Source organism: Mucilaginibacter pedocola, assembly GCF_002013915.1.
Lineage (GTDB): Bacteria > Bacteroidota > Bacteroidia > Sphingobacteriales > Sphingobacteriaceae > Mucilaginibacter > Mucilaginibacter pedocola.
The window spans coordinates 190,935-211,418 of record NZ_MBTF01000037.1; the positions used below are offsets into that span (position 1 = coordinate 190,935).

Annotated in this window: 17 protein-coding genes; 16 read left to right on the top strand and 1 reads right to left on the bottom strand. The window is 46.2% G+C overall.

Features of this window, described 5'->3' with window-relative positions:
• Positions 1-38 precede the first annotated feature (38 nt).
• Positions 39-635, bottom strand: coding sequence for a GDSL-type esterase/lipase family protein (locus BC343_RS27025; RefSeq protein WP_078351095.1), 597 nt, complete (start codon positions 633-635; stop codon positions 39-41).
• A 206-nt stretch (positions 636-841) separates the two neighbouring features.
• Between BC343_RS27025 and BC343_RS27030 the strand changes: the two genes are divergently transcribed.
• The 16 genes from BC343_RS27030 to BC343_RS27105 all read left to right on the top strand — a co-directional run bounded on the left by BC343_RS27030 (position 842) and on the right by BC343_RS27105 (position 20,484).
• The gene (locus tag BC343_RS27030; protein WP_078350929.1) at positions 842-1,861 is read left to right on the top strand and encodes a glycosyltransferase family protein; all 1,020 of its coding nucleotides are present in this window, start codon (positions 842-844) and stop codon (positions 1,859-1,861) included.
• Between the two features lie 213 nt (positions 1,862-2,074).
• A complete protein-coding gene (locus tag BC343_RS27035) occupies positions 2,075-2,857 on the top strand; it encodes a polysaccharide biosynthesis/export family protein (RefSeq protein WP_078350930.1) in 783 nt (260 codons plus the stop codon).
• Between the two features lie 17 nt (positions 2,858-2,874).
• The gene (locus BC343_RS27040; RefSeq protein WP_078350931.1) at positions 2,875-5,340 is read left to right on the top strand and encodes a GumC family protein; all 2,466 of its coding nucleotides are present in this window, start codon (positions 2,875-2,877) and stop codon (positions 5,338-5,340) included.
• Between the two features lie 52 nt (positions 5,341-5,392).
• Positions 5,393-6,283 (top strand): ABC transporter permease, encoded by an 891-nt coding sequence (locus tag BC343_RS27045; RefSeq protein WP_078350932.1) that lies wholly within the window; start codon positions 5,393-5,395, stop codon positions 6,281-6,283.
• Between the two features lie 8 nt (positions 6,284-6,291).
• Positions 6,292-7,602, top strand: coding sequence for an ABC transporter ATP-binding protein (locus BC343_RS27050; protein ID WP_078350933.1), 1,311 nt, complete (start codon positions 6,292-6,294; stop codon positions 7,600-7,602).
• Positions 7,603-7,651: 49 nt separating this feature from the next.
• On the top strand, positions 7,652-8,629 hold the full coding sequence (locus BC343_RS27055; RefSeq protein ID WP_078350934.1) for a glycosyltransferase family 2 protein: 978 nt from the start codon (positions 7,652-7,654) through the stop codon (positions 8,627-8,629).
• 1 nt (position 8,630) lies between these two features.
• Complete coding sequence (locus BC343_RS27060) at positions 8,631-9,590, top strand: glycosyltransferase family 2 protein (protein ID WP_078350935.1); 960 nt, start codon at positions 8,631-8,633, stop codon at positions 9,588-9,590.
• 1 nt (position 9,591) lies between these two features.
• The gene (locus tag BC343_RS27065) at positions 9,592-10,446 is read left to right on the top strand and encodes a DUF5672 family protein (RefSeq protein WP_078350936.1); all 855 of its coding nucleotides are present in this window, start codon (positions 9,592-9,594) and stop codon (positions 10,444-10,446) included.
• A complete protein-coding gene (locus tag BC343_RS27070) occupies positions 10,436-11,608 on the top strand; it encodes a glycosyltransferase family protein (protein ID WP_078350937.1) in 1,173 nt (390 codons plus the stop codon). Before BC343_RS27065 ends, BC343_RS27070 begins: the two co-directional genes overlap by 11 nt.
• A 54-nt stretch (positions 11,609-11,662) precedes the next feature.
• Positions 11,663-12,727: an NAD-dependent epimerase/dehydratase family protein gene (locus BC343_RS27075; protein WP_078350938.1), complete on the top strand. Its 1,065-nt coding sequence runs from the start codon at positions 11,663-11,665 to the stop codon at positions 12,725-12,727.
• A 9-nt stretch (positions 12,728-12,736) separates the two neighbouring features.
• Positions 12,737-13,843, top strand: coding sequence for a glycosyltransferase family protein (locus BC343_RS27080; RefSeq protein ID WP_078350939.1), 1,107 nt, complete (start codon positions 12,737-12,739; stop codon positions 13,841-13,843).
• Positions 13,844-14,273: 430 nt separating this feature from the next.
• Positions 14,274-15,398 (top strand): glycosyltransferase family protein, encoded by a 1,125-nt coding sequence (locus BC343_RS27085; protein WP_078350940.1) that lies wholly within the window; start codon positions 14,274-14,276, stop codon positions 15,396-15,398.
• A gap of 5 nt (positions 15,399-15,403) precedes the next feature.
• Complete coding sequence (locus BC343_RS27090; RefSeq protein ID WP_143822375.1) at positions 15,404-16,558, top strand: glycosyltransferase family protein; 1,155 nt, start codon at positions 15,404-15,406, stop codon at positions 16,556-16,558.
• A gap of 63 nt (positions 16,559-16,621) precedes the next feature.
• Positions 16,622-17,710 carry an acyltransferase family protein gene (locus BC343_RS27095; RefSeq protein ID WP_078350942.1) on the top strand — a complete coding sequence of 363 codons (1,089 nt, stop codon included), beginning with the start codon at positions 16,622-16,624 and terminating at the stop codon, positions 17,708-17,710.
• Positions 17,711-17,868: 158 nt separating this feature from the next.
• On the top strand, positions 17,869-19,104 hold the full coding sequence (locus BC343_RS27100; RefSeq protein ID WP_078351096.1) for a glycosyltransferase family 4 protein: 1,236 nt from the start codon (positions 17,869-17,871) through the stop codon (positions 19,102-19,104).
• A 30-nt stretch (positions 19,105-19,134) separates the two neighbouring features.
• Positions 19,135-20,484, top strand: a complete 1,350-nt coding sequence (locus tag BC343_RS27105) for a hypothetical protein (protein ID WP_078350943.1) — start codon at positions 19,135-19,137, stop codon at positions 20,482-20,484.

Consider the following 20,484-nt stretch of genomic DNA (forward strand, 5'->3'; position numbering starts at 1 on the left):
ATTTCTTTACTTAATGTTAGTTCATCGTGAACACGGGGTTAACTGTTAACCATAATTTTGCTGCTAACCACCTCTTTCCAAACCTGGTAGCCCTGCGGGCTTAGGTGTAGGGCATCACTTGCGTAGAGTTGTTTTTGCGGATAGCCATTATTATCAAGCATCTTTTTAAACACATCTATAAACTGCCAGTTGCCGCCTTGCTTTATTATCTCGTTTTCGATGAGGTTGTTGGTGTACTTAAACTGGTCGGCTCTGTTCCAGCGGGCCGGGCTCGGTTTAAGCGAAATAAAATAGCAGGGGATGGGCCCGAAACGTTGCATGGCCTTTACGCAAAGCTGCTGAAAAAAAATAAACACCTCTTCGGGATGGCGGCCATCGCCCAGGTCGTTATCGCCGGCATAAACTATCAGCCGTTTGGGTTGGTAGTTATACATCACCCTATCGAAAAACCATACGCAGCCAGCCAGGGTAGAGCCGCCGAAGCCAAGGTTAAGCGGGTGCAGGCCTTCAAAATCGCGTTGCAGGCTATCCCACATCCGTATAGACGAACTACCGTAGAATAACGTTTCGGCTCCGTACCCTTCCTTCAGCCCCTTCTTTTCAAGGCTTTTTATATCTTCTTCATACCAATACATGCGGCATTCTTTATTAATGGGGCAATCAAATAATTTCAATAGCAAATGCTACATTCCCTCAAACCTAATTAAAATATGGCGGCAGCAGGTGGCAAATTGTATTTTATTTATTAATCGGGCAAAAACCTTGCAAGTTTCATTACAAAGGCATTCTTCTATTGCTTTAATGCACCAAAATATTATTTTTGTTTCGCAAACTAAACTTAATGGAACCAGGCAACACGGGTAGCGCAGCTCAATTATCACAGTCGGAATTGCCTGTTTTCTTTTTGCAGCTTGGCGAAAATACCAGCTTATTCTTTGGCCATGTTCTTAAACAGGCCGTGCTCAGCAACGGTAAAAATAACGTATACGTACTTACCGATACCTACTTCGACGATTACCGCGATTACAATTGCATTGATGTACGCAAGTATACCCAGGGCATAAAAGAGTTTGATAAAGTTTACCGCCACCACTCCATCAACCCTTATTTCTTCGAGAAGGCCTGTTTCGATAGATGGTTTATTATCAACGATATTGTAAAAGAGCTGGGTATTAAACATTTTGTACATGCCGATTGCGATGTTGTGGTACTGCAGGATCTGAAGCCTGTATTCAATACTTATATTAAAGATAAATACGAGGGTACCACCATGTTTTTTCAGCATGGCGAGGATAGCGTAACATCGGGACATACCTCATTTTGGAGTGCAAAGCTTATCCACGATTTTTGCCGTTTCACACTGGATAAGTACGCCAATAAAGCCGGGTTTGAAAAATTATTGGCAGATACGCTTGCCGGAAAATTTTTAGATAACAAAAACGTATCAGACATGATATTGCTTGATGTTTTCCGTACCGAGGCTCACCCTCATGTGCTCAACCTGCTTTCGCTGGAAAAAGACGGGATAAGTTTTGATTTTAATGTGAACGTACCCTTCAATGGTTGCGAGTACAGCTTTGAAACCACCCCGTCCACCAATATTAAAAAAATGATCCGCCGGAACGATGGGCTGTACGGAAAAGTGAAGGGAATTAACGGAACGCCGGTGTTTTCGAAGTTTTATACCCTGCACTTCCAGGGGTATTTAACAAAAACGCTTATACCCTTACATGTAACGGCCCAAACGGCGGGCGAGGGCGTGGCAAACTTTATACATTCCAAATCGCACAACCTGGTGCGGCGCGGAAAATTGTTTAAAAATAAAGTGCGCGACGGGTTAAAAAAATTAATCAAAAAATAAATTATATTAGAACAAAATTAGGCCCGCGAGTGGCTCCCGATTAATAAATTGTTGAATAAATAGATTTTAGTAATAATTAGAATTTTTTTATTATTTTTAGAAAATCAGTCCATTATATTAAAAAAGTAAAATAATATTGCGTAATAATTTTTAAGTTTGCAAAGGCTGCAATTATTTCGCCCTGGTATAAAAGCAACGCTGCTCTAAACTTTTATGAAAAAAAAACCTTACTCATTAGTTTTCTTTTTGCTGGCCCTGGTGGTGCTGTCGGTTTTAGGTTCATGTAGTAGTTCTAAAAAACTTGCCTACTTCAACAACGTTCAGCGCGATACTACTTATGACGTTGACCAGCAACGTTTGGAGACTAAAATAAACGTTAGCGATATACTGCAGATCAATATTTCAACCCCGGATCAAATTACTACCGCAATACTAAACTCCTCAACCGCCCAAAATACCGGGCAACAGGGCGGTTACAACGGCTACCTTGTTGACGAAAGCGGCATGATCAAATTACCCCTTATTGGTTCGGTAAAAGCAGTTGGGCTTACCAAGGCCGAACTGGCAAGCTCAATAAGCGAAGCGCTGTTGAGCAAACAGATAGCTAAAATGCCTATTGTAAATGTGCGTATTGTTAATTTTAAAATAACTGTGCTGGGTGAGGTTAACCACCCCGGTATAGTGCAGGTGCCTAATGAGCATATAACCTTGCCCGAGGCCCTGGCACAATCTGGCGACCTTACCGCTTATGGCAGGCGCAATAATGTATTGCTGATAAGGGAGAAAGATGGTAAAAGGATAACCAAGCGTTTTAGCTTAAACGATAGCCAACTGTTTGAAAAAGATATTTATAACCTGCAAAACCAGGATATTATTTACATTGAGCCAAACAATGCACGTGCCGCTTCGGCCGACCGCTCTACCCAGCTGATACCATACGCATTTAGTGCTGTTTCGTTACTCATCGTAATCTACTTACAGTTCATTAAAAATTAATCTTTTTTTTTCTGTTAATGAAAAATAATGCTCAATCGGCCAATGCTGCCAATCCGTTCGAGGGCACAACGTCTAAAAGTGCGTTTGGCGCAATAGCTTTCAGGTATTTGCCATTTTGGCCCATATTTGTGTTCACTATTGTAGTGTCGCTTACCATAAGCTATTTCTACATACATTATCAAACACCAATTTACGAGGCTAATACCACTATTTTACTTAAAGATTCGCGTACCAACGACAATACCAACGTATTAGAAGCGTTGGGCCTTTCTAAAAGTGCCAAAACGGTAGAAAACGAGATAGAGGTGCTAAAATCGCGCGTGCTGATGGAGCAGGTAGTACGCGATCTTGGGCTTTATGCCATGATTTATAACAAGGGTGCCCTGCGCGATATACTAATTTACCCTACCCCGGTAAAATTTGTTGCTCTAAACCCTGCCGAGATCAAAAACTCGCCCGATCTGCCTATTTCTTTTGAGTACGTGCCCACAAAAAACTATGTGATCATTTCGGGTAAGCAGTACCCTTTAGGCTCGCCTGTACGCACTCCTTATGGCGATTTCATTATCAACCCCGTAAAAACGGATAAGCCGGTTACAGCCCAAAGTTTTAAAGGCGAGTATTACCTGCGCGTTCGCAGTGTTAAAACTGCCGCTAAATTTACGCTTAGTGCATTGGCAGTTACGCCGGCCGTAAGGTCGTCGTCGCTCATTCAATTAAAAATGATTGACGAAGTGCCTATCAGGGCAGAGGATATACTTAACGACCTGGTAGCTGTATACAACAACAGCGGCATACAAGAGAAAAACCAAACCGCCGAAAATACACTGGCTTTTATAAATGAGCGTTTGGTTTTGGTAACCAAAGAGCTATCGGGCGTTGAAACCGAGTTGCAGGATTACAGAGAAACACAAGGCATAGTTGACCTTTCTACCGAAGGGCGTAACTACATTGATAATGCCAGGCAAAATACCATACAGCTTGCGCAAATACAGGTACAGCTGGATGTACTCGATCAAATTGAGAAATACATTGTTAAAAAGGGCAACAAATCGGGCCTGGTACCATCAACCCTGGGCATAACCGACCCTATATTGCTGCAATTGTTAGAGAAGCTTTACGCGGCCGAACTGGAGTTAGCCAATTTGAGGCAAACATCGGGCGAAAACTCGCCGCCGGTAGCTGCTGTGCAAGAGCAGATCAATCAAATTAAACCGGGCTTGCTCGAAAACTTACACGCCTTAAGGCAAAACTTGCTTACTACACAAACCACCTTACGGTCTGAGGGCAGTTTTAACTCTACACGTTTGCGTGGTGTGCCTCAAAAAGAGCGTAAGTTTTTAGAGATAAGCCGCCAGCAAGCTATCAAAAACAATATTTATACCTTGTTGCTTACCAAGCGCGAGGAGGTTGCCCTATCGCGCGCCGCCGCCGTGGCCGATAGCCGTATAATCAACTATGCCGAAAGCAAAGGTACCCCGGTTAAACCTATACCATTAAACATTTACTTGGTTGGCCTTACCGTAGGCGTTATCATCGGTATCATCTTCGTGTTGTTGCGCGAGCAATATAACCAGGAAGTATTGTTCCGTTCGGAAATTGAGCGCAAGACCGATGCTACTGTACTGGCCGAGATATTGCACGACGATAGCGGCGAAACACTGGTTATTAAAGACGGCAGCCGAACGGTAATTGCCGAGCAGTTCCGCGCACTGCGTACATCGCTAAACTTTATAGGAATAGCCGACGAGAAGAAAACTATATTGGTAACTTCATCTATCTCGGGCGAGGGCAAAAGCTTCACGGCCATAAACCTTGCGGTAAGCTTGGCCCTAACCGGAAAACGCGTAGCCATTCTCGAGTTCGACTTGCGTAAGCCTAAGATCAGTAAGATGATGGAGATTCCGCAGGAACCGGGTATTAGTAACTACATGGCAGGGCTGGCTACTTACGAAGATATAAGCCTTTCTATGGCCGACAGGAATATCCCCGGGTTGGTTATTTTGCCTGCGGGTACTATTCCGCCAAACCCCACAGAGTTGATGCTGAACGGCAGGCTTGATGTGCTGATGGCTAAACTGAACGAGGATTTTGATTACATACTTATCGACTCGCCGCCAATTGGTTTGGTTACCGATGCTAAAATATTGAACAAGTATGTAAACGCCAGCTTGTATATGGTAAGGCATAAGTATACGCCTAAGTATTACCTCAACCTGATAGACCATATACAAAGCAACAACGAGCTAAGCAATGTTAACATCATTTTCAACGGCTTAAAACTGCGTGGTATACTGGGCCGCTATGGCCAGGGCTATGGTGCCGGCTATGGCTATGGCTACGGCTACGGGTATGGTTACGGCTATGGCTACGGTTACGGCTACGGTTATGGTTACACCCAGGAAGATGATAACAAACCGCGCGGCTTAAAAGGCTTATTTGCTGCTATATTTAGAAAACCTGCCAAAAAAGGCAAAAAATAAAAAGCGCTGCAAACGCTTGCCTGCCGGGCGCAGGCTGAATAAAAGATAACAAATGGTGATAGACCCAAGTACTTCAAACCAGGAGTGGGATTTAGAAATTAAGCCTCACGATTCTGTTTTAAACCTCCACTTAAAAGATGTTTGGAACTACCGCGACCTGCTTTGGCTTTTGGTACGCCGCGATTTTGTATCGTTTTACAAACAAACCGTATTGGGGCCGCTGTGGTTTTTTATACAGCCTATTTTTACCACTATAGTTTTCACGTTCGTATTTGGCGGGCTGGCCAAAATAGGCACCAGCCATGTGCCGCATGCACTGTTTTATATGGCCGGCACAATTGCCTGGAACTACTTTGCAGATTGCCTTACCAAAACATCAACGGTGTTTAAGGATAATGCCAACATCTTCGGCAAGGTTTATTTCCCAAGGTTGATTATGCCATTGAGCATTGTGTTCTCTAACCTGGTGAAGTTTGGTGTGCAGTTTTTGCTGTTCCTTATTGTGTTTTTCTATTTTCTGTTTAAATACCATTATGCGCCTGCCGAACTTAATGGCGATAAGGTAGAGCCCAACTTGTTTTTACTGCTGTTCCCGGTGCTTATTGCATTAATGGCTATACTGGGCTTGGGGCTTGGGCTTATTATTACCGCCCTTACCACCAAATACCGCGACCTTGCTTTTGTGGTAACCTTCGGTATGCAATTAATGATGTATGCCACGCCGGTAATTTACCCGCTATCGGAAGCATCAGAAAAATACCGCCCATTTATAAAAGCAAACCCTATGACGGGGCTTATAGAAACCTTCAGGTATGGCTTTACAGGTGGGGGGCAGTTCTACCTCGATTCGTTTTTGTATAGCGTTGTTGCTTGTTTTGTGCTGTTTTTCCTGGGGCTGGTGATATTTAACAAGGTAGAAAAAGATTTTGTTGATACCGTTTAATTTAGGCCATGGGTGATATTGCTATAAAAGTTGAAAATTTATCTAAAGCATATCAGCTGGGTGATTTTGGCACCGGCACACTTAGCCGCGATATTGAGCGTAAATGGGCCTTGCTGAGAGGCAAAGAAGACCCCTTTTTAACCGTTGGCGAAACTAACGACCGCGCTACCGCCGGCACCAGCGATATAGTTTGGAGCCTGAAGGATATAAACTTTGATATACAAAAAGGCGACGCCGTAGGCGTAATTGGCCGTAATGGAGCAGGCAAAAGCACGCTGCTTAAAGTGCTTAGCCGCGTAACAGTGCCCACCAGGGGCTCGGTTAAAATTATGGGCAGGGTAGCCAGCTTACTTGAGGTAGGTACCGGTTTCCACCCCGAGCTTACCGGCCGCGAAAATATTTTTTTGAACGGTGCCATATTGGGCATGCGCAAGCACGAAATAAAAAAGCACTTTGATGCCATTGTTGATTTTGCCGGGGTTGAACGATATATTGATACGCCCGTAAAGCGCTATAGCAGTGGTATGTATGTAAGGCTTGCATTTGCCGTAGCAGCCCACTTGGAAAGTGAGATACTGATTGTAGACGAGGTATTGGCCGTTGGCGATGCTGAGTTTCAGAAAAAGTGCCTGGGTAAAATGGGCGAGGTGAGCAAAGGCGAAGGCCGTACCGTGCTGTTTGTAAGCCACAATATGGCTGCTATAAGCAACCTGTGCTCTAAATCAATTTTGCTGAAGCACGGCCAACTGCAAACCCTGGATTTTACGCATACTGTTATTGATAAGTATATCCGCACGGGCGAGAATAGCGATGGCCAGGTAAATAAGGATGATATTATAGTAAAGCAGCATTCAACAAAGGCAGGCTTTCACGCGCTAAGGCTGTTATCACCTGCAAAGGGTATCACAGCTGATTTCGGTATAAACGAAGATGTTATTGTTGAAATTGAGTACGATGTATACCACGATGGTGCTATAGTACAGCCCAGCATCCACTTGCTGGATACCTTAGACACTGTTATTTTTGCAACCTTTAGCGCTCCCTCGGCATCATCTACTGTCGATCAGTTTTATAAAGTTCCGCTGCAAAAGGGTAGGTACAAATCTACCTGTGTAATTCCGGGGAATTACTTAAACGACAAAAATTACAAAATAAACGCCTTCCTTGTGCCCGAGGGAGATATGGCAAACATGGCCATTGCCGAAAACGTACTTGCATTTACCGTAATAGAAACCGGTAATATGCGCAAAGAGTATACCGGCGAATGGTGGGGAGTAGTAAGGCCAAAACTGGCCTGGCAAACCGAGCAGGTGCTTTAACGCACCTTATTTAACACTCAGCCTTTAAAGCACAGTAATAACTTGTGTTATGAAATTAGATATTTTTATAATAACATATAACAGGAGTGCCTTATTAAAGCAAACACTTGGTGTTTTTAGTAAATCGGTTTTTGCCAATTTTCCTATAAAGGTACTTAACAACCGTTCTACCGAAGATACCCTGCAGGTAGCGCAAAGTTTTGTGCCTGCAATGCCCAACCTGCAAATTATTACGAACAAGGTAAACATAGGCGGCGATGCCAATATACTGCGCGCAATAGAACTTAGCGATGGCGAATACACCTGGGTGGTTTGCGACGATGATGATATTAACCTCGAAGCACTGAACGCGCTCGCAGATATTATGGATAACACCACTGCCGATTTGATACATGTAGGTGCCCATAAATACAATTGGGAAAAATTTGCAGGCAAGCTTGATACGCCGCGCAACCTGGTGGCTGCGGGGTATCCTTATTTTAAGTTTGCCAGTTTTATACCCTGTACTATTTTTAAAACGGCTGCGTTCCGTGGGGCTGTTTTAATTGCCGGGTACCGAAATATTGTTAACTCGTACCCGCACATGCCTTGTTTTTTCAATGCTTTGGAAGATGATAAGCTGCTTTACATTGTTCCGAAACAGGTTGTAACCGCAAGCGAGGGGAGCCTTAACTACAGTGCCGATGCATTGCATTATTGGTGGTTGAATACTTGTAAACTGCTGAAGGATAAGGCTGAGGTGCGCCTGGCTTTTTTAGACCAGTTCAGGAATATACATGCTGAGGACAGGGGCGACGGGCACGGCCTTATTATGCTGAAGATATTGATTGTAAAAGAACCAAAAGGGGGCAATGCTCACCGGTTTTTAGATACCTATTTTACAAGTGCCGACAAGGCCTTTATCCGAAAACGTATAGTGTCTGATTGGATATATTATAACATAACTAATCCCTTACGTGCGATAAAAAAGAGTTTAACAAATACTGCGGGAAAAACAGCGCCGGCAGGTAAAAGCAATATGGTGTAATATGCCACAGGTATCAGTAATAATCCCCAATTACAACCATGCGCCTTACCTTAAGCAAAGGATTAATTCGGTATTGCAGCAAACTTACCGCGATTTTGAGCTGATAATCCTGGATGATTGCTCGCCCGATAACAGCCGCGACGTAATTGAACAATACCGGGGGCATGAGCGGGTAAGCCACATTGTGTATAATGAAACCAATGGCGGTACTACCTTTAAACAATGGAAAAAGGGGATAGAGTTAGCCGCCGGCCAATACATTTGGATAGCCGAGAGCGACGATTGGTGCGAGCCAACGCTGTTGGAAACCCTGATGACGGGCTTGCTTAACAACCCGGCTTGTGTTATTGCATATGCGCAAACCTATGTGGTGCGTGGTAATAGTATCGAAAAGGTATCAACCCACCACACCCTGAGCGAATATGTACCGGGGAAGGAATATATACTAAACTACCTGGTGGAGGAATGCACCATTTGGAACGCCAGCATGGCTGTTTTTAAAAAGGAGAACTACTTTAACACCTCGCAGGAGTTTACTACTTATAAAATGAGTGGCGATTGGCTTTGGTACATCGAGATGGCCAAACAGGGCGATGTATTTATTTCGGGCCGGGTGCTAAACTATTTCCGCAACCATGATAAGGATGTAAGCGGAAAAATGTACCGCTCGGGCAGTAGTTATAAAGAGGAAATAAGGATATTGCACCATCTTAAGGACGATGGGCTGATAAGCATGGAATTGTTTAAAACAATGTTGCTTACCAAGTACATCAGGTCGTGTGTATCGAGGTACAAGTTCGACCCTAATTTGGTGAAGGAGGTGAACGAGGCTTTTTACCACGGGCAATCGTACCGCAGGTTTTTGCGGTATAATGCATGGTTGTTTTTAATGCGTGCGCGCATAATACGCCGCATGAGCGAGATAATAAAGGCTAAGGATATTTATCGTTTAAAAAATTAATATGCCCGGGCTAACCAAAATGTGTGTGATAATACCGGTACATAAACCGGCGTTAGCGCCCGACGAAGCAATTGCGCTACGGGCCTGCCAAACACATTTGGGCGGTTACGGTTGTTATTTGGTACATCCGCTGGGGATGGATACTTCGGCTTATACATCCGTTTATCCCGGCCTGCAACTGATGCCTGTAAATACGCAATGGCTGGCATCCATAGAAAATTATAATAAAATGAAAGTGAGTATAGGTTTTTACCAATTGTTTGCTGAGTATGAGTATATGCTCACCTACGAGTTGGATGCCTATATTTTCAGTGATCGTTTGCAAGATGCAGGCGCCTTTGCCTTCGATTATATTGGTGCGCCATTTTTTGAAGGCTACTGGGCGGCAAAACCCGGCGCAGCTTTTATTCCCGGTGGTAATTCGGGCTTCTCGGTGCGTAACATTCAATCGTGCATAAAGGCTTTAAATTCGTTAAAAAAATACCGACTGCATTGGCTGCTGTATAAAACTTTGCTGCGTTGGTCATCAAGGCTTAAAAACAACGTTAACCAATGGACAAAGGGCAAGTACGAGGTTTTTGTAACCGGGCGCTTTGCTTTTGCTTTCGATAATTTCCATCTCAATGAAGATGTTATTTGGTCGGAAGTGGTGCCACAACTATTCCCATGGTTTCGTGTTGCCGACCCGATGAGCGCCCTGCGTTTTAGTTTTGAATATAACCTGGACGAATCGCTTCGGTTGAACGGTGGTAAACTGCCTCTGGGCTGCCATGCCTGGGCAAAGCACTTGCCGTTTTGGGGAAAATACATCGATACCACAAACTTAACACGAAAGGAGCAAGCCAATGAAGTTTGACCTGTACCTTTCCGAAATGTCGGTATCTGATAAACATGGCGGCGGTTTAACGCTCCAGCGCATATTGGGCGACGACCTAAACAGCATCGAAAAATTTGTGCACGTAAACCGTTTCGCTGCAGATTATAATGTGAAGGGCGATTTTGCCGGCCGTGCTATGGACTTGTTTTCGATATGGGAAACCGACTTGCTGCGCACGCTTATTGGCCGTTCGCGGGCATCGCGCATGAGCAAAAGGCTCCCTATGATAAAAATGCACGCTAACCGGGCGGCTAAAAAAATAGCAGCAACCTTTGCCGGCAAACAGGAATTAACAGCTTTAGTATGCCCACAGGGAGCGAATGCCATTTTTACATTGGAGGCCTTAAAGAAATTGAAGCCTGTAAAATATATTACCTGGGTAATGGACGACCACTTGGTGCGCTACCAAAACGATGCCTGGCAATACCCTGATGGTACCGAAGAGGTATTTGCAAACCACTTGCGGCAGGCTGCTCACGTGTTTGTAATAAGTCCCGATATGCAGGCTTTTTACAAAGAGCGCTTTAGTGTAGAGTCGACGGTTTTATTTGGCTCATCGGGCGCTGCTGCTAATACATTGGTGCAAAATGGCTCTGTAGCCGGTAAATTAAAAATAGGCTATTTTGGTGCAGTGGCGGCATGGCAAAAAGATGCATTGGCCGCTGTTGGCGCAGCCTTAAAGGGTACGGATGTGCAGTTGGATATTTATTCGGGAATTAATAAGCTGCCGCCGGAATTGGATGCAGAGGGTGTTAATTTTAGAGGGAGCGTACCTCCTGCACAGGTGCTTACGCAAATGCAGAATTATGATGCCGTGCTTATACCGATTAGTTTCCAGCAAAAATTGCGTAACATGTCGCAGTTTAATATCGCTACAAAAATGAGCGAATATTTGGCTTGCGGCCTGCCTATTTTAGCCGTAGGCCCGCCTTATGCCGCCATGATAAATTACCTGGGTAATAACAAAGCGGCAGTAACCGTTGCATCGGCCTCAGAAGCTGATATCCGCGCCGGGTTTGCCCAATTGCGCAATGCGGAGCACACAGCAAAACTTTTAAAAAATGCTCAAAAATTGGTGGAGGATGAAGTAGGTACCGCGCCTATGCACAAAGTGTGGCAGTCGGTAGCGGCGAAATGGTGAGCCCAAAAACAAGATAAAAAAATACAACATACATAACCTTTGCTTAAACGTACTATGTCACATACCCCAAAAAAATTACTGGTTACCGGGTCGTCCGGTTTAATAGGTTCAGAAGTTTGCTACCATTTTGCCGGACTTGGCTGGGAGATACACGGTGTTGATAATAACCAGCGCGCGGTATTCTTTGGTTCGCAAGGCGATACCCGCTGGAACCAAAACCGCATCCAAACAGACCTTGGTGCTAAATTCATCCACCATGAGGTAGACATTCGCGACCGCGCCGGAGTACTTGCCCTGATGAAGGAAGTAAAGCCCGATGCAATTGTGCATACCGCCGCCCAGCCATCGCATGATAGGGCAGCAGCTATCCCTTTTGATGATTTTGATACCAACGCCGTGGGTACGCTTAACCTGTTAGAAGCCGTTAGGCAGGTATGCCCCGAATCGCCTTTTGCGCACATGAGCACCAATAAGGTTTATGGCGATAGGCCAAACACTATAGAACTGGTAGAAAAAGAAACACGCTGGGACTATGCCGACCCTGCCTACGCGGATGGTATTACCGAAGAGTTTTCTATCGACCAAAGCAAGCACTCGCTGTTCGGTGCATCAAAAGTAGCTGCCGATATTATGGTGCAAGAGTATGGCCGTTATTTTGGCATACCAACCTGCTGCCTGCGCGGTGGCTGCCTTACCGGGCCAAACCACTCGGGTGTAGAACTTCATGGCTTTTTAAGCTACCTGGTAAAATGCAACGTAGAAGGCCGTGAATACAAAGTATTTGGTTACAAAGGCAAACAGGTGAGGGATAATATACACTCGTACGATGTGGCCAGTTTTATTGATGCCTTTATTGCTGCACCACGTATTGCCGAGGTTTATAATATTGGCGGTGGCCGCGCCAATTCCTGCTCAATTTGGGAGGCCTTCAGCATTGCCGAAAAATTTACCGGCAAAAAACAGGTTTACACCTACATTGACGAGAACCGCATAGGCGACCACATGTGCTACATCTCTAACCTCGATAAAATGCGTGCGCATTACCCTAACTGGGATATCACCATATCGCTGGAAGAAACCATCAGGCAAATAGTTGCCGCACAAGGCACTCATATATAATATTACGGTTTGAAACTGTTAACCTATCAGCCATTCTCGTTATACTCAAACGGTGGGGGCAACCGCATACTCCGCCGTTTGTTTAAGGGGCACGAGGCGGATGTCGCTTCGTTATTGGTGGAAGAAAACCCGCTGCACCCGCGCGAAGGTGCCATCCACGAAACTATTGTTTATGCCACGCCAATAGTTCGCAAGTGGGCACGCTGGAAGCTTCGCAACTTCCGCACCTGGCTAAGGCATGGGCTGTACAAAGTATCAACTATAAAAAAGGTGCAGCAAGCGGCACGCAGCATACCGTATGATGTACTGCACGTGGTAGACCATGGACCCTATTCGGCAGCTTTGTGTACCGATGAGTTTTGTGGCGATAAACCGCTGTGGGTATCTTTTCACGATCATTTTTCTACCACCTATGGACTACGCGAAAACAGCGAAGTGCTTTGGAAACGTGCCAACCGCAGGCTGGTAATATCTGAAGAGATAGGAGAGGAGTACGGCCGCTTATTTGGCAAGGCCGATTACGAACTGATAACCGATGGCGTAGCCGCTGCCGAAGTAAGCGAACCGCTGGCAACAACTACAGAGCCCATTGCCGTATATTTTGCCGGCTTGCTTCACCTCGAATACATCCCGCTGTTTAAGGTATTGGCAGATGCTTTGGATATACTAAGCAAACAAGGCAAGCAGTTTAAGTTGATACTGCGCGCCACCCAATATATGCCTTTTTTAGAGAATAGGGCATTCGCAACTGATTACCGCCCCATGACGCTGAATGATGCGGAATTAAAAGGCGAACTGGACAGCAGCGCCATATTATACCTGCCCATAAAGTTTACCAAGCCCGATTTTTATTTGTACAGCCTATCTACCAAAATGGTCGGTTATTTAGGTGGCGCAGGGGCAATATTATACCATGGGCCCGATGATAGCGCAGCATGTAATTTGCTGCGGAAAAATCAGGCAGCGGTTAGCTGCGGGAATTTGGATGCAGAAAAACTTTCGGCAGATATTTTAGCGTTGTTGACCAATAAGCAAAGTATATCGGCACAGGCCAAAATATTGGCTAAAGCACAATTTGAAATGGCAGATATACAGAGCCGTTTTTGGCAGCAATAAAATTATTTGAAGTTTGGCCGTGTGCTTAAACCTGGTATTTTCTTACTTCCTCGGTATCGATAATTTTATAGCGTGAGGTAAGGCACTTGGCGCAGAAAAAGCGATGCAAAGGGATAAAATACTGTAAAGGCTTCAACAGAAGGGGTAACGGCTTTTTGTAATGAAAGGGCTGATTGCAGTGGTCGCAATGTAAGAACGGTTTTTGCATGTTTCTATATACTATGAATAGTACATTTTGGTTTTAAAGTATCAAAAATTTACTTTAACCAATAGCAAAAAACGCAGGGGGATGCGCAGCTAATATCTAAAACAAGTGTAAATATTAGCTTATAAATTTAGTAACATTAATGTTACATAAGTGTTTTAACAGTTGAATAAATATATCCGGGTTTAGCCTTAAAAACATTGAGCTGAAACGCCCGGGAAAGCAATGATAGAAGGTAACTTAAATATAGTTTTTGTATGCAGTTCGGTTGAGCCGGGGCACGATGGCGTTGGCGATTATACACGCCGGCTTGCCGCTGCTTTAATACAGGCTGGCAACCAATGCGCTATACTATCACTTAACGACAGGCAGGTGCAAAGCCCGGTTGCCACCACCCAGCAAGCCGATGGTGCCGATGTGCCGGTAATGCGCCTGCCTGCAAGCATGCCTTTTGAGCAGCGCATGGCTAAAGCCGAATGGTGGGTGGGGGCTATAAACCCACAGTGGCTTAGTTTGCAGTTTGTGCCTTTCGGTTACCATTCGCGCGGGCTTAAAATAGGTTTAAGTAAATTGCTTTCGCCCCTTGGCAAAGGCCGCCGATGGCATATCATGTTTCACGAGCTTTGGGTGGGTATAGCTACCGAAGAAACTAAAAAGCTGCATTGGTGGGGCGCAGCTCAGCGCATGCTCATTAAATCGCTTATAAAAAATTTAAAGCCGGCTGTTATTCATACCCACACCGCTCTTTACCAAACCTTGTTAGCGCAATTAGGCTATACCGCGCAATATCTGCCCCTCTTTGGTAATATACCCGTGGTAACCAACCCAAAAGACGGCAGCTTACCGCAATATAAGCTCGATTTTGTAGTTTTTGGCAGCATACACGATAGGGCACCTATTGACGAATTTGCTGCCGAAGCTGCCGCCTATGCAAAAAAGAAAAACATACCGGTAACACTCACCATTATTGGCCGCGGAAATGCCGAGCAACAACGCTGGGCAACGGCCTGGCAAAATGCCGGTTTAACAGTGGCTATTTTGGGCGAATTGCCTGCAGAAGAGGTATCTGCCGTATTTAGTAAGGCAGATATCGGGTTATCGGCAACGGCATTGGCCGTGATAGGTAAAAGCGGTTCGTACGCGGCCATGCGGGAGCACGGGCTACCCGTAATATCGGTAAGCAAAAGCTGGACACCCCGTGGCGTAGCCAAACCCGAAATACCCCATGGCGTGGCCGAATACGTTCCCGGTAAGTTTGAAGAGTGCGTGGCCAATAGCAAATTTGGAGGTTACGGTGTAGATGTGGATAGCGCAGCAGCTACATTTGCGCAAGCTCTCAATTCAATTTAACACTGATGAAGAAACGAAAGATATGTCTTTTTACAGCGCATTCGCCAATGGTGGGTGGGGGCGGGGCCATACTCCGCAGCCTGGTGCCACAGTTGGATGAGCTGGAAATAATATGGGCTTATATTGGCAACGGACCGGTTGCGGGCTACGAAGAAGGCTACCTTGGCCCCGCGCTGATGGGCGGCCCAATGCTGAAGGATATTTTACAAACCCGCCGCATGCTGAGCACGGGCAATATGCCTTTTATGGATGGCCTTGTCCAAAAAATGCTGGCGATTGATTGTGATGGTTATTGGATAGTGAGCCACAACGAGGGCTTGCGCCTTGCCATTGAATTAACCACCCGCCAAAACCAACGCCCGGTACATATGACGGTGCATGATGACTGGGCGGGTGCCCTCTGCGCACGATCGTTACGCTACCGCTTTATGGCCGGTGCTGCCTTAAAACTTACGGTGGAAGCCTTAAAAACACTCGAATCGTTCGACGTGATAAGCGGGGGCATGCGCGACTACTACCGCAAGCTAAGCGCTCGCCGCGGCGAAGTTTGCCACCGCTACCTGCCCGAAAGCAGCATCTTAGACGGCAGTAAACCCGATAACGGGGACACGGTTAAGGTGGGGCATATCGGCTCCCTGTATGATAAAAAAGACCTGTTTGATTTTGCATCGCTGTTGAAAGAGTTTTACCAGCCCAAAAACAAGAAGGTGCTGCTGCAAATGTGGGGCTGCCATTTATCGGCAGCCGATGTGCCTGCAGCTTTGAAGGAAAATATCGAGTTTTTTGATACGCTCCCTGAAGAAAAGGTAGTGCCCGAACTGTCCAAATGCGATATGGTTTATTGCATGTATCCGTTGAGCAACGCGCTGCACTTGTTCTCTAAAACCAGCTTGCCAACCAAATTAAGCAGTTATTTGCAGGCGGCCCGCCCCATATTTGGCCACGGCCCTGCCGATAGCACGCTTGCCGAATTTTTGAATACCGCGCAGTTGGGCGCTATGTGGAGCGGTGGTAAACAGGAGGGCTTTGCATTGCTAAAGGCAATGGAGTATTTAGAACCCGAGCATACCGACTGGCAAAACGCCCGCCGGCTTTACTTTGGCGAGAAGAATTTGCAGGTGATGCACAGGGCCTTAAACCCAAAAACCATCAATGAGTAAAACCCGGCCGTGCGGCTGGCATTATATCGGTCATAATTAATATCTTTCGGGCACTAAACAGGTATGTTAAACATAAAACCACGCGTAATTATTGGCAGTAGCAGCGTTTTTTTAGATGCCCTGCGCATTGGTGCCGCGCTAACGGTTTTGTACATACACGCTTTTGATAGGTGGTTCCCTACAAAGGCCCATTCGCCGGGGGAGCCGGGAGAACCTTCGCATGCTGCCGTTGTTATCTTCTTTGTGCTTTCGGGCTATGTTATTGCTCATACTACCATTAGCCGTAACCGCGGAGCCTTACTATACGCCCAGGCACGTTTAAGCAGGCTCACGTCTATTGTTATCCCCGCTTTGCTTATTACGGCTGTTATTGCGGTAATAGTTAAACAAGCCAACCCCGAACTATATGCCGCCCACTCGCGCGGGTACGAATGGGTGCGCTATCTTGCTTCGGGCTTGTTTGTGAATGAGCTGTGGCTTTTTTCGGCTGCGCCGCCACTCAATGGCTCGTTGTGGAGTTTAAGTTTCGAATTTTGGTATTATACCATCTTCGGTTTGTGGTTTTTCCGCAAGGGGGGATGGAAATCGTTCATACTACCCGTATTGGCGGTACTGGTGGCAGGCCCCAAAATTATCCTGATGATGCCGGTATGGTTGGCAGGTTACCTGGCTTATATTTTACCCCGGCCTAAAACGGGTAAACCAATTGCCTGGTTGTTGGTTCTGCTGGGGCTGTTTGTTGCCTGGCTTGCCGTTACTTACATACCATTTATACCATACCGCATAGGCTATACGCCACTTTATTACGCAAACCAATTTGTGACAGATTGGGTAGTAGGCCTGTTTATCGCCGCCACGCTTTGGATATTACCCACCGGCACCGAACCGGGCACCGAACACCGTTTTGCCGGCATATTCCGCAAAGCTGCCGACCTTACTTTCCCGTTATATGTACTCCATTTCCCGCTGCTGGTTTTATGGCGAGCGCTATTTGGCTACCAGGCCAACAATTGGGCGCAGCTATGGCAGGCGCTGACATCGGTACTGGTAGCAGCATCGGTATTGGGTATTTTGCTGGAGATGCAGCGCCCGGTTTGGGTAAAGTTTTTCAAAAAAATATTGGGCACCTCCAATTCCTCCCCCAAAAATTAAGTGCTTGCGTATTATCACAATTTAATTAAATAATAAGCTGCTGATAAGCCTGTAATTACAATTTCAATTATTATAATTGTATATTCTTGCAATTATGTTAATTGATGTAATTGTTTAGCAAAAGAATGCTATCCGGCCAGGGCTTGGTTTATTTATTTATGAAGATAGTTCTGTCGCATCCCACTGGTAACGAGTTTGTACGCGGGCTTATAAAAGAGCTTTCGGCACAGGGTATGTTGGCCGAATTTGATACTACGGTAGCAGCCAACCCATCATCGCCCTGGCTAAAACTTTTGCCGGGCAATTTGCGGCAAGAGTGGTTAAGGCGCACTTACCCCGTACCGCAAAGCCAGGTAAACTCGTACCCCTTCAGGGAGATAAGCCGTATGCTGATGCCTCGCTTAGGCTTAAAGAGTGCTGTTAAGCAGGAAACAGGCTGGGCAAGTGTTGATGCCGTATACCGCGGGTTGGATGGTATTGTGGCCAAACGCCTTCGCGGCATGGTAAACGGCAACAAGCCCGATGCTGTGTATGCTTACGAAGATGGAGCACTGCAGTCATTCGGGCGGGCAAAAAAGCAGGGTATAAATTGCCTTTATGACCTGCCTATTGGCTATTGGCGGGCTGCCCGCGAAATGCTGGGTGCCGAGCGGGAACGCTGGCCTGATTGGGCAGCAACCCTAACCGGCCTGCGCGATTCGGAGGCTAAACTGGCCCGTAAAGACGAGGAAATAAAACTTGCCGACGCCATATTTGTGGCCAGCAGTTTTACAAAAAATACATTGAGCTACTATCCGGGTGCATTGCCGCCCGTAAGTGTGGTGCCTTATGCTTTCCCGCCTGTGGTTGGGCAAAGAGAATATAAAGCGGGCAAAGGCCCCCTGAAGCTACTTTTTGTAGGCGGCTTATCGCAACGCAAAGGCATTGCCGATATGTTTGCGGCTGTAGAAAGGTTAGGCAGCAAGGTACAGCTTACTGTAGTTGGCAGCAAACTGGTTGATAACTGCGCCGTGCTTAACGAAGCGCTGGCGAAACACCGCTACATACCCAGCCTGCCGCATGCCGGGGTTTTGAAGCTGATGCGCGAACATGATGTATTGTTGTTCCCCTCGTTGTTTGAAGGCTTTGGGCTGGTGATAACCGAAGCCATGGCGCAAGGTACGCCGGTAATTACTACCGACCGTACCGCCGGCCCCGATGTTATTACCCATGGCGAAGATGGCTGGCTGATACCCGCCGGGTCTACAGAGAAGCTTATACAAGCCATTGAGGATATATTAGCCAGGCCTGCTATAGTTGAGCAAGCGGGGAGGGCCGCCATGAACACTGCTGCAAAAAGGACTTGGGATACTTATGGGGCCGAATTGGTGGCCGCAATTATTCGTAATAATTAACTATTTTTAGCTTTTAATTCATTAGCATTAATGAGTACCGTTCTCGATAACAATACCTCGGTAATAGGCCGCAACACTGCCCTCAATATAGGCAGCCGCATAAACCATGTGGCTATTGTTGAATCGCTGAAAAAAGGTATCTGGTTTTATTTTATCCTGCTCATTATAGAGGGGGGGCTGCGTAAATGGGCGTTCCCATCGCTTGCTACGCCATTGCTGGTAGTGCGCGACCCGGTGGCCATTTGGCTGCTGTGGACGGCCTGGCGCGCAGGCTACCTGCCCGCCAATAACCACTTCTACATCATGCTGTTTATTGGCTTCTGCGGTATGTTTGCGGCCATTACGGTAGGGCACCATAGTTTACTGGTGGCCTGTTATGGCGGCAGGATATTGCTTTTCCATTTCCCGCTTATATTTTTGATAGGCAAAATATTTGATGCCGACGATGTGCTTTACATGGGTAAGATAGTTTTATGGATGTCTGTACCTATGTTTCTGCTCATTGTAGCCCAGTTTTACAGCCCGCAGTCTGCTTTCGTGAATAAAGGTATCGGTGCCGATTCGCAGGGCGGGGGCTTTAGCGGGGCTTTGGGTTATTTCAGGCCGCCGGGTACTTTTTCTTTCACCACGGGTAATACACAATTCTTCTCGCTGGTGGCGGTATTTGTAGTTTATTTTTGGCTGAACGTTGAGAAGGTTAACCGTGTGCTGCTCATTGCAGCTACTGTAGCCATGATAGGCTCTATCCCAATTTCCATTAGTCGTGGTTTGCTTATACAAACCATACTAACGGGCGCATTTGCGCTGGCATCGCTCTCGCGTACCCCAAAACTTTTGGGCCGTATGTTTGGTGCTGCAATAGGCCTGGTTATTATTATGGCCCTGTTAAGTAACCTGCCGTTTTTCAGCAAGGCCATCGAGGCATTGACCTCCCGTTTCGATACCGCAAAACAAAGCGAGGGTAGTATTGATAATACCATTATTAATCGCATAGGTGCCAGTATAATGGAGCCCTTTACCAATGGCGACCTGCCCTTTTTTGGTTTCGGCATAGGCATGGGTACCAACGCGGGTGCAAGGCTGCTTATCGGTCGTAGTGACGTGTTCCTGATAGCCGAGGGCGAATGGGGCCGTCTTATTGGCGAACTGGGTGCAATTTTTGGTGTTGCTGCTATTATAGTACGCTTGCAGTTAAGCATAAAAATGGCCATACACGCTTATAAAAAATTGCGAATGAACGATGTATTGCCATGGTTAATGGTGAGCGTTAGCTTCCAGGCCGTTGCGCAGGGGCAATGGGCACAACCAACCGCACTTGGCTTTGGTATAATTATGGGCGGGCTAACCATTGCAGCCATTAAACGGCCCGCAACAGCATAA

What these genes read in the sequence shown, in the direction of transcription:
- BC343_RS27085 (WP_078350940.1), top strand. Translation starts at nt 14,274, where the DNA reads ATGATAGAAGGTAACTTAAATATAGTTTTTGTATGCAGTTCGGTTGAG.
- BC343_RS27105 (WP_078350943.1), top strand. Translation starts at nt 19,135, where the DNA reads ATGAGTACCGTTCTCGATAACAATACCTCGGTAATAGGCCGCAACACT.
- BC343_RS27075 (WP_078350938.1), top strand. Translation starts at nt 11,663, where the DNA reads ATGTCACATACCCCAAAAAAATTACTGGTTACCGGGTCGTCCGGTTTA.
- BC343_RS27035 (WP_078350930.1), top strand. Translation starts at nt 2,075, where the DNA reads ATGAAAAAAAAACCTTACTCATTAGTTTTCTTTTTGCTGGCCCTGGTG.
- BC343_RS27100 (WP_078351096.1), top strand. Translation starts at nt 17,869, where the DNA reads ATGAAGATAGTTCTGTCGCATCCCACTGGTAACGAGTTTGTACGCGGG.
- BC343_RS27045 (WP_078350932.1), top strand. Translation starts at nt 5,393, where the DNA reads ATGGTGATAGACCCAAGTACTTCAAACCAGGAGTGGGATTTAGAAATT.
- BC343_RS27050 (WP_078350933.1), top strand. Translation starts at nt 6,292, where the DNA reads ATGGGTGATATTGCTATAAAAGTTGAAAATTTATCTAAAGCATATCAG.
- BC343_RS27040 (WP_078350931.1), top strand. Translation starts at nt 2,875, where the DNA reads ATGAAAAATAATGCTCAATCGGCCAATGCTGCCAATCCGTTCGAGGGC.
- BC343_RS27025 (WP_078351095.1), bottom strand. Translation starts at nt 635, where the DNA reads ATGTATTGGTATGAAGAAGATATAAAAAGCCTTGAAAAGAAGGGGCTG.
- BC343_RS27060 (WP_078350935.1), top strand. Translation starts at nt 8,631, where the DNA reads ATGCCACAGGTATCAGTAATAATCCCCAATTACAACCATGCGCCTTAC.
- BC343_RS27055 (WP_078350934.1), top strand. Translation starts at nt 7,652, where the DNA reads ATGAAATTAGATATTTTTATAATAACATATAACAGGAGTGCCTTATTA.
- BC343_RS27065 (WP_078350936.1), top strand. Translation starts at nt 9,592, where the DNA reads ATGCCCGGGCTAACCAAAATGTGTGTGATAATACCGGTACATAAACCG.
- BC343_RS27090 (WP_143822375.1), top strand. Translation starts at nt 15,404, where the DNA reads ATGAAGAAACGAAAGATATGTCTTTTTACAGCGCATTCGCCAATGGTG.
- BC343_RS27070 (WP_078350937.1), top strand. Translation starts at nt 10,436, where the DNA reads ATGAAGTTTGACCTGTACCTTTCCGAAATGTCGGTATCTGATAAACAT.
- BC343_RS27095 (WP_078350942.1), top strand. Translation starts at nt 16,622, where the DNA reads ATGTTAAACATAAAACCACGCGTAATTATTGGCAGTAGCAGCGTTTTT.
- BC343_RS27030 (WP_078350929.1), top strand. Translation starts at nt 842, where the DNA reads ATGGAACCAGGCAACACGGGTAGCGCAGCTCAATTATCACAGTCGGAA.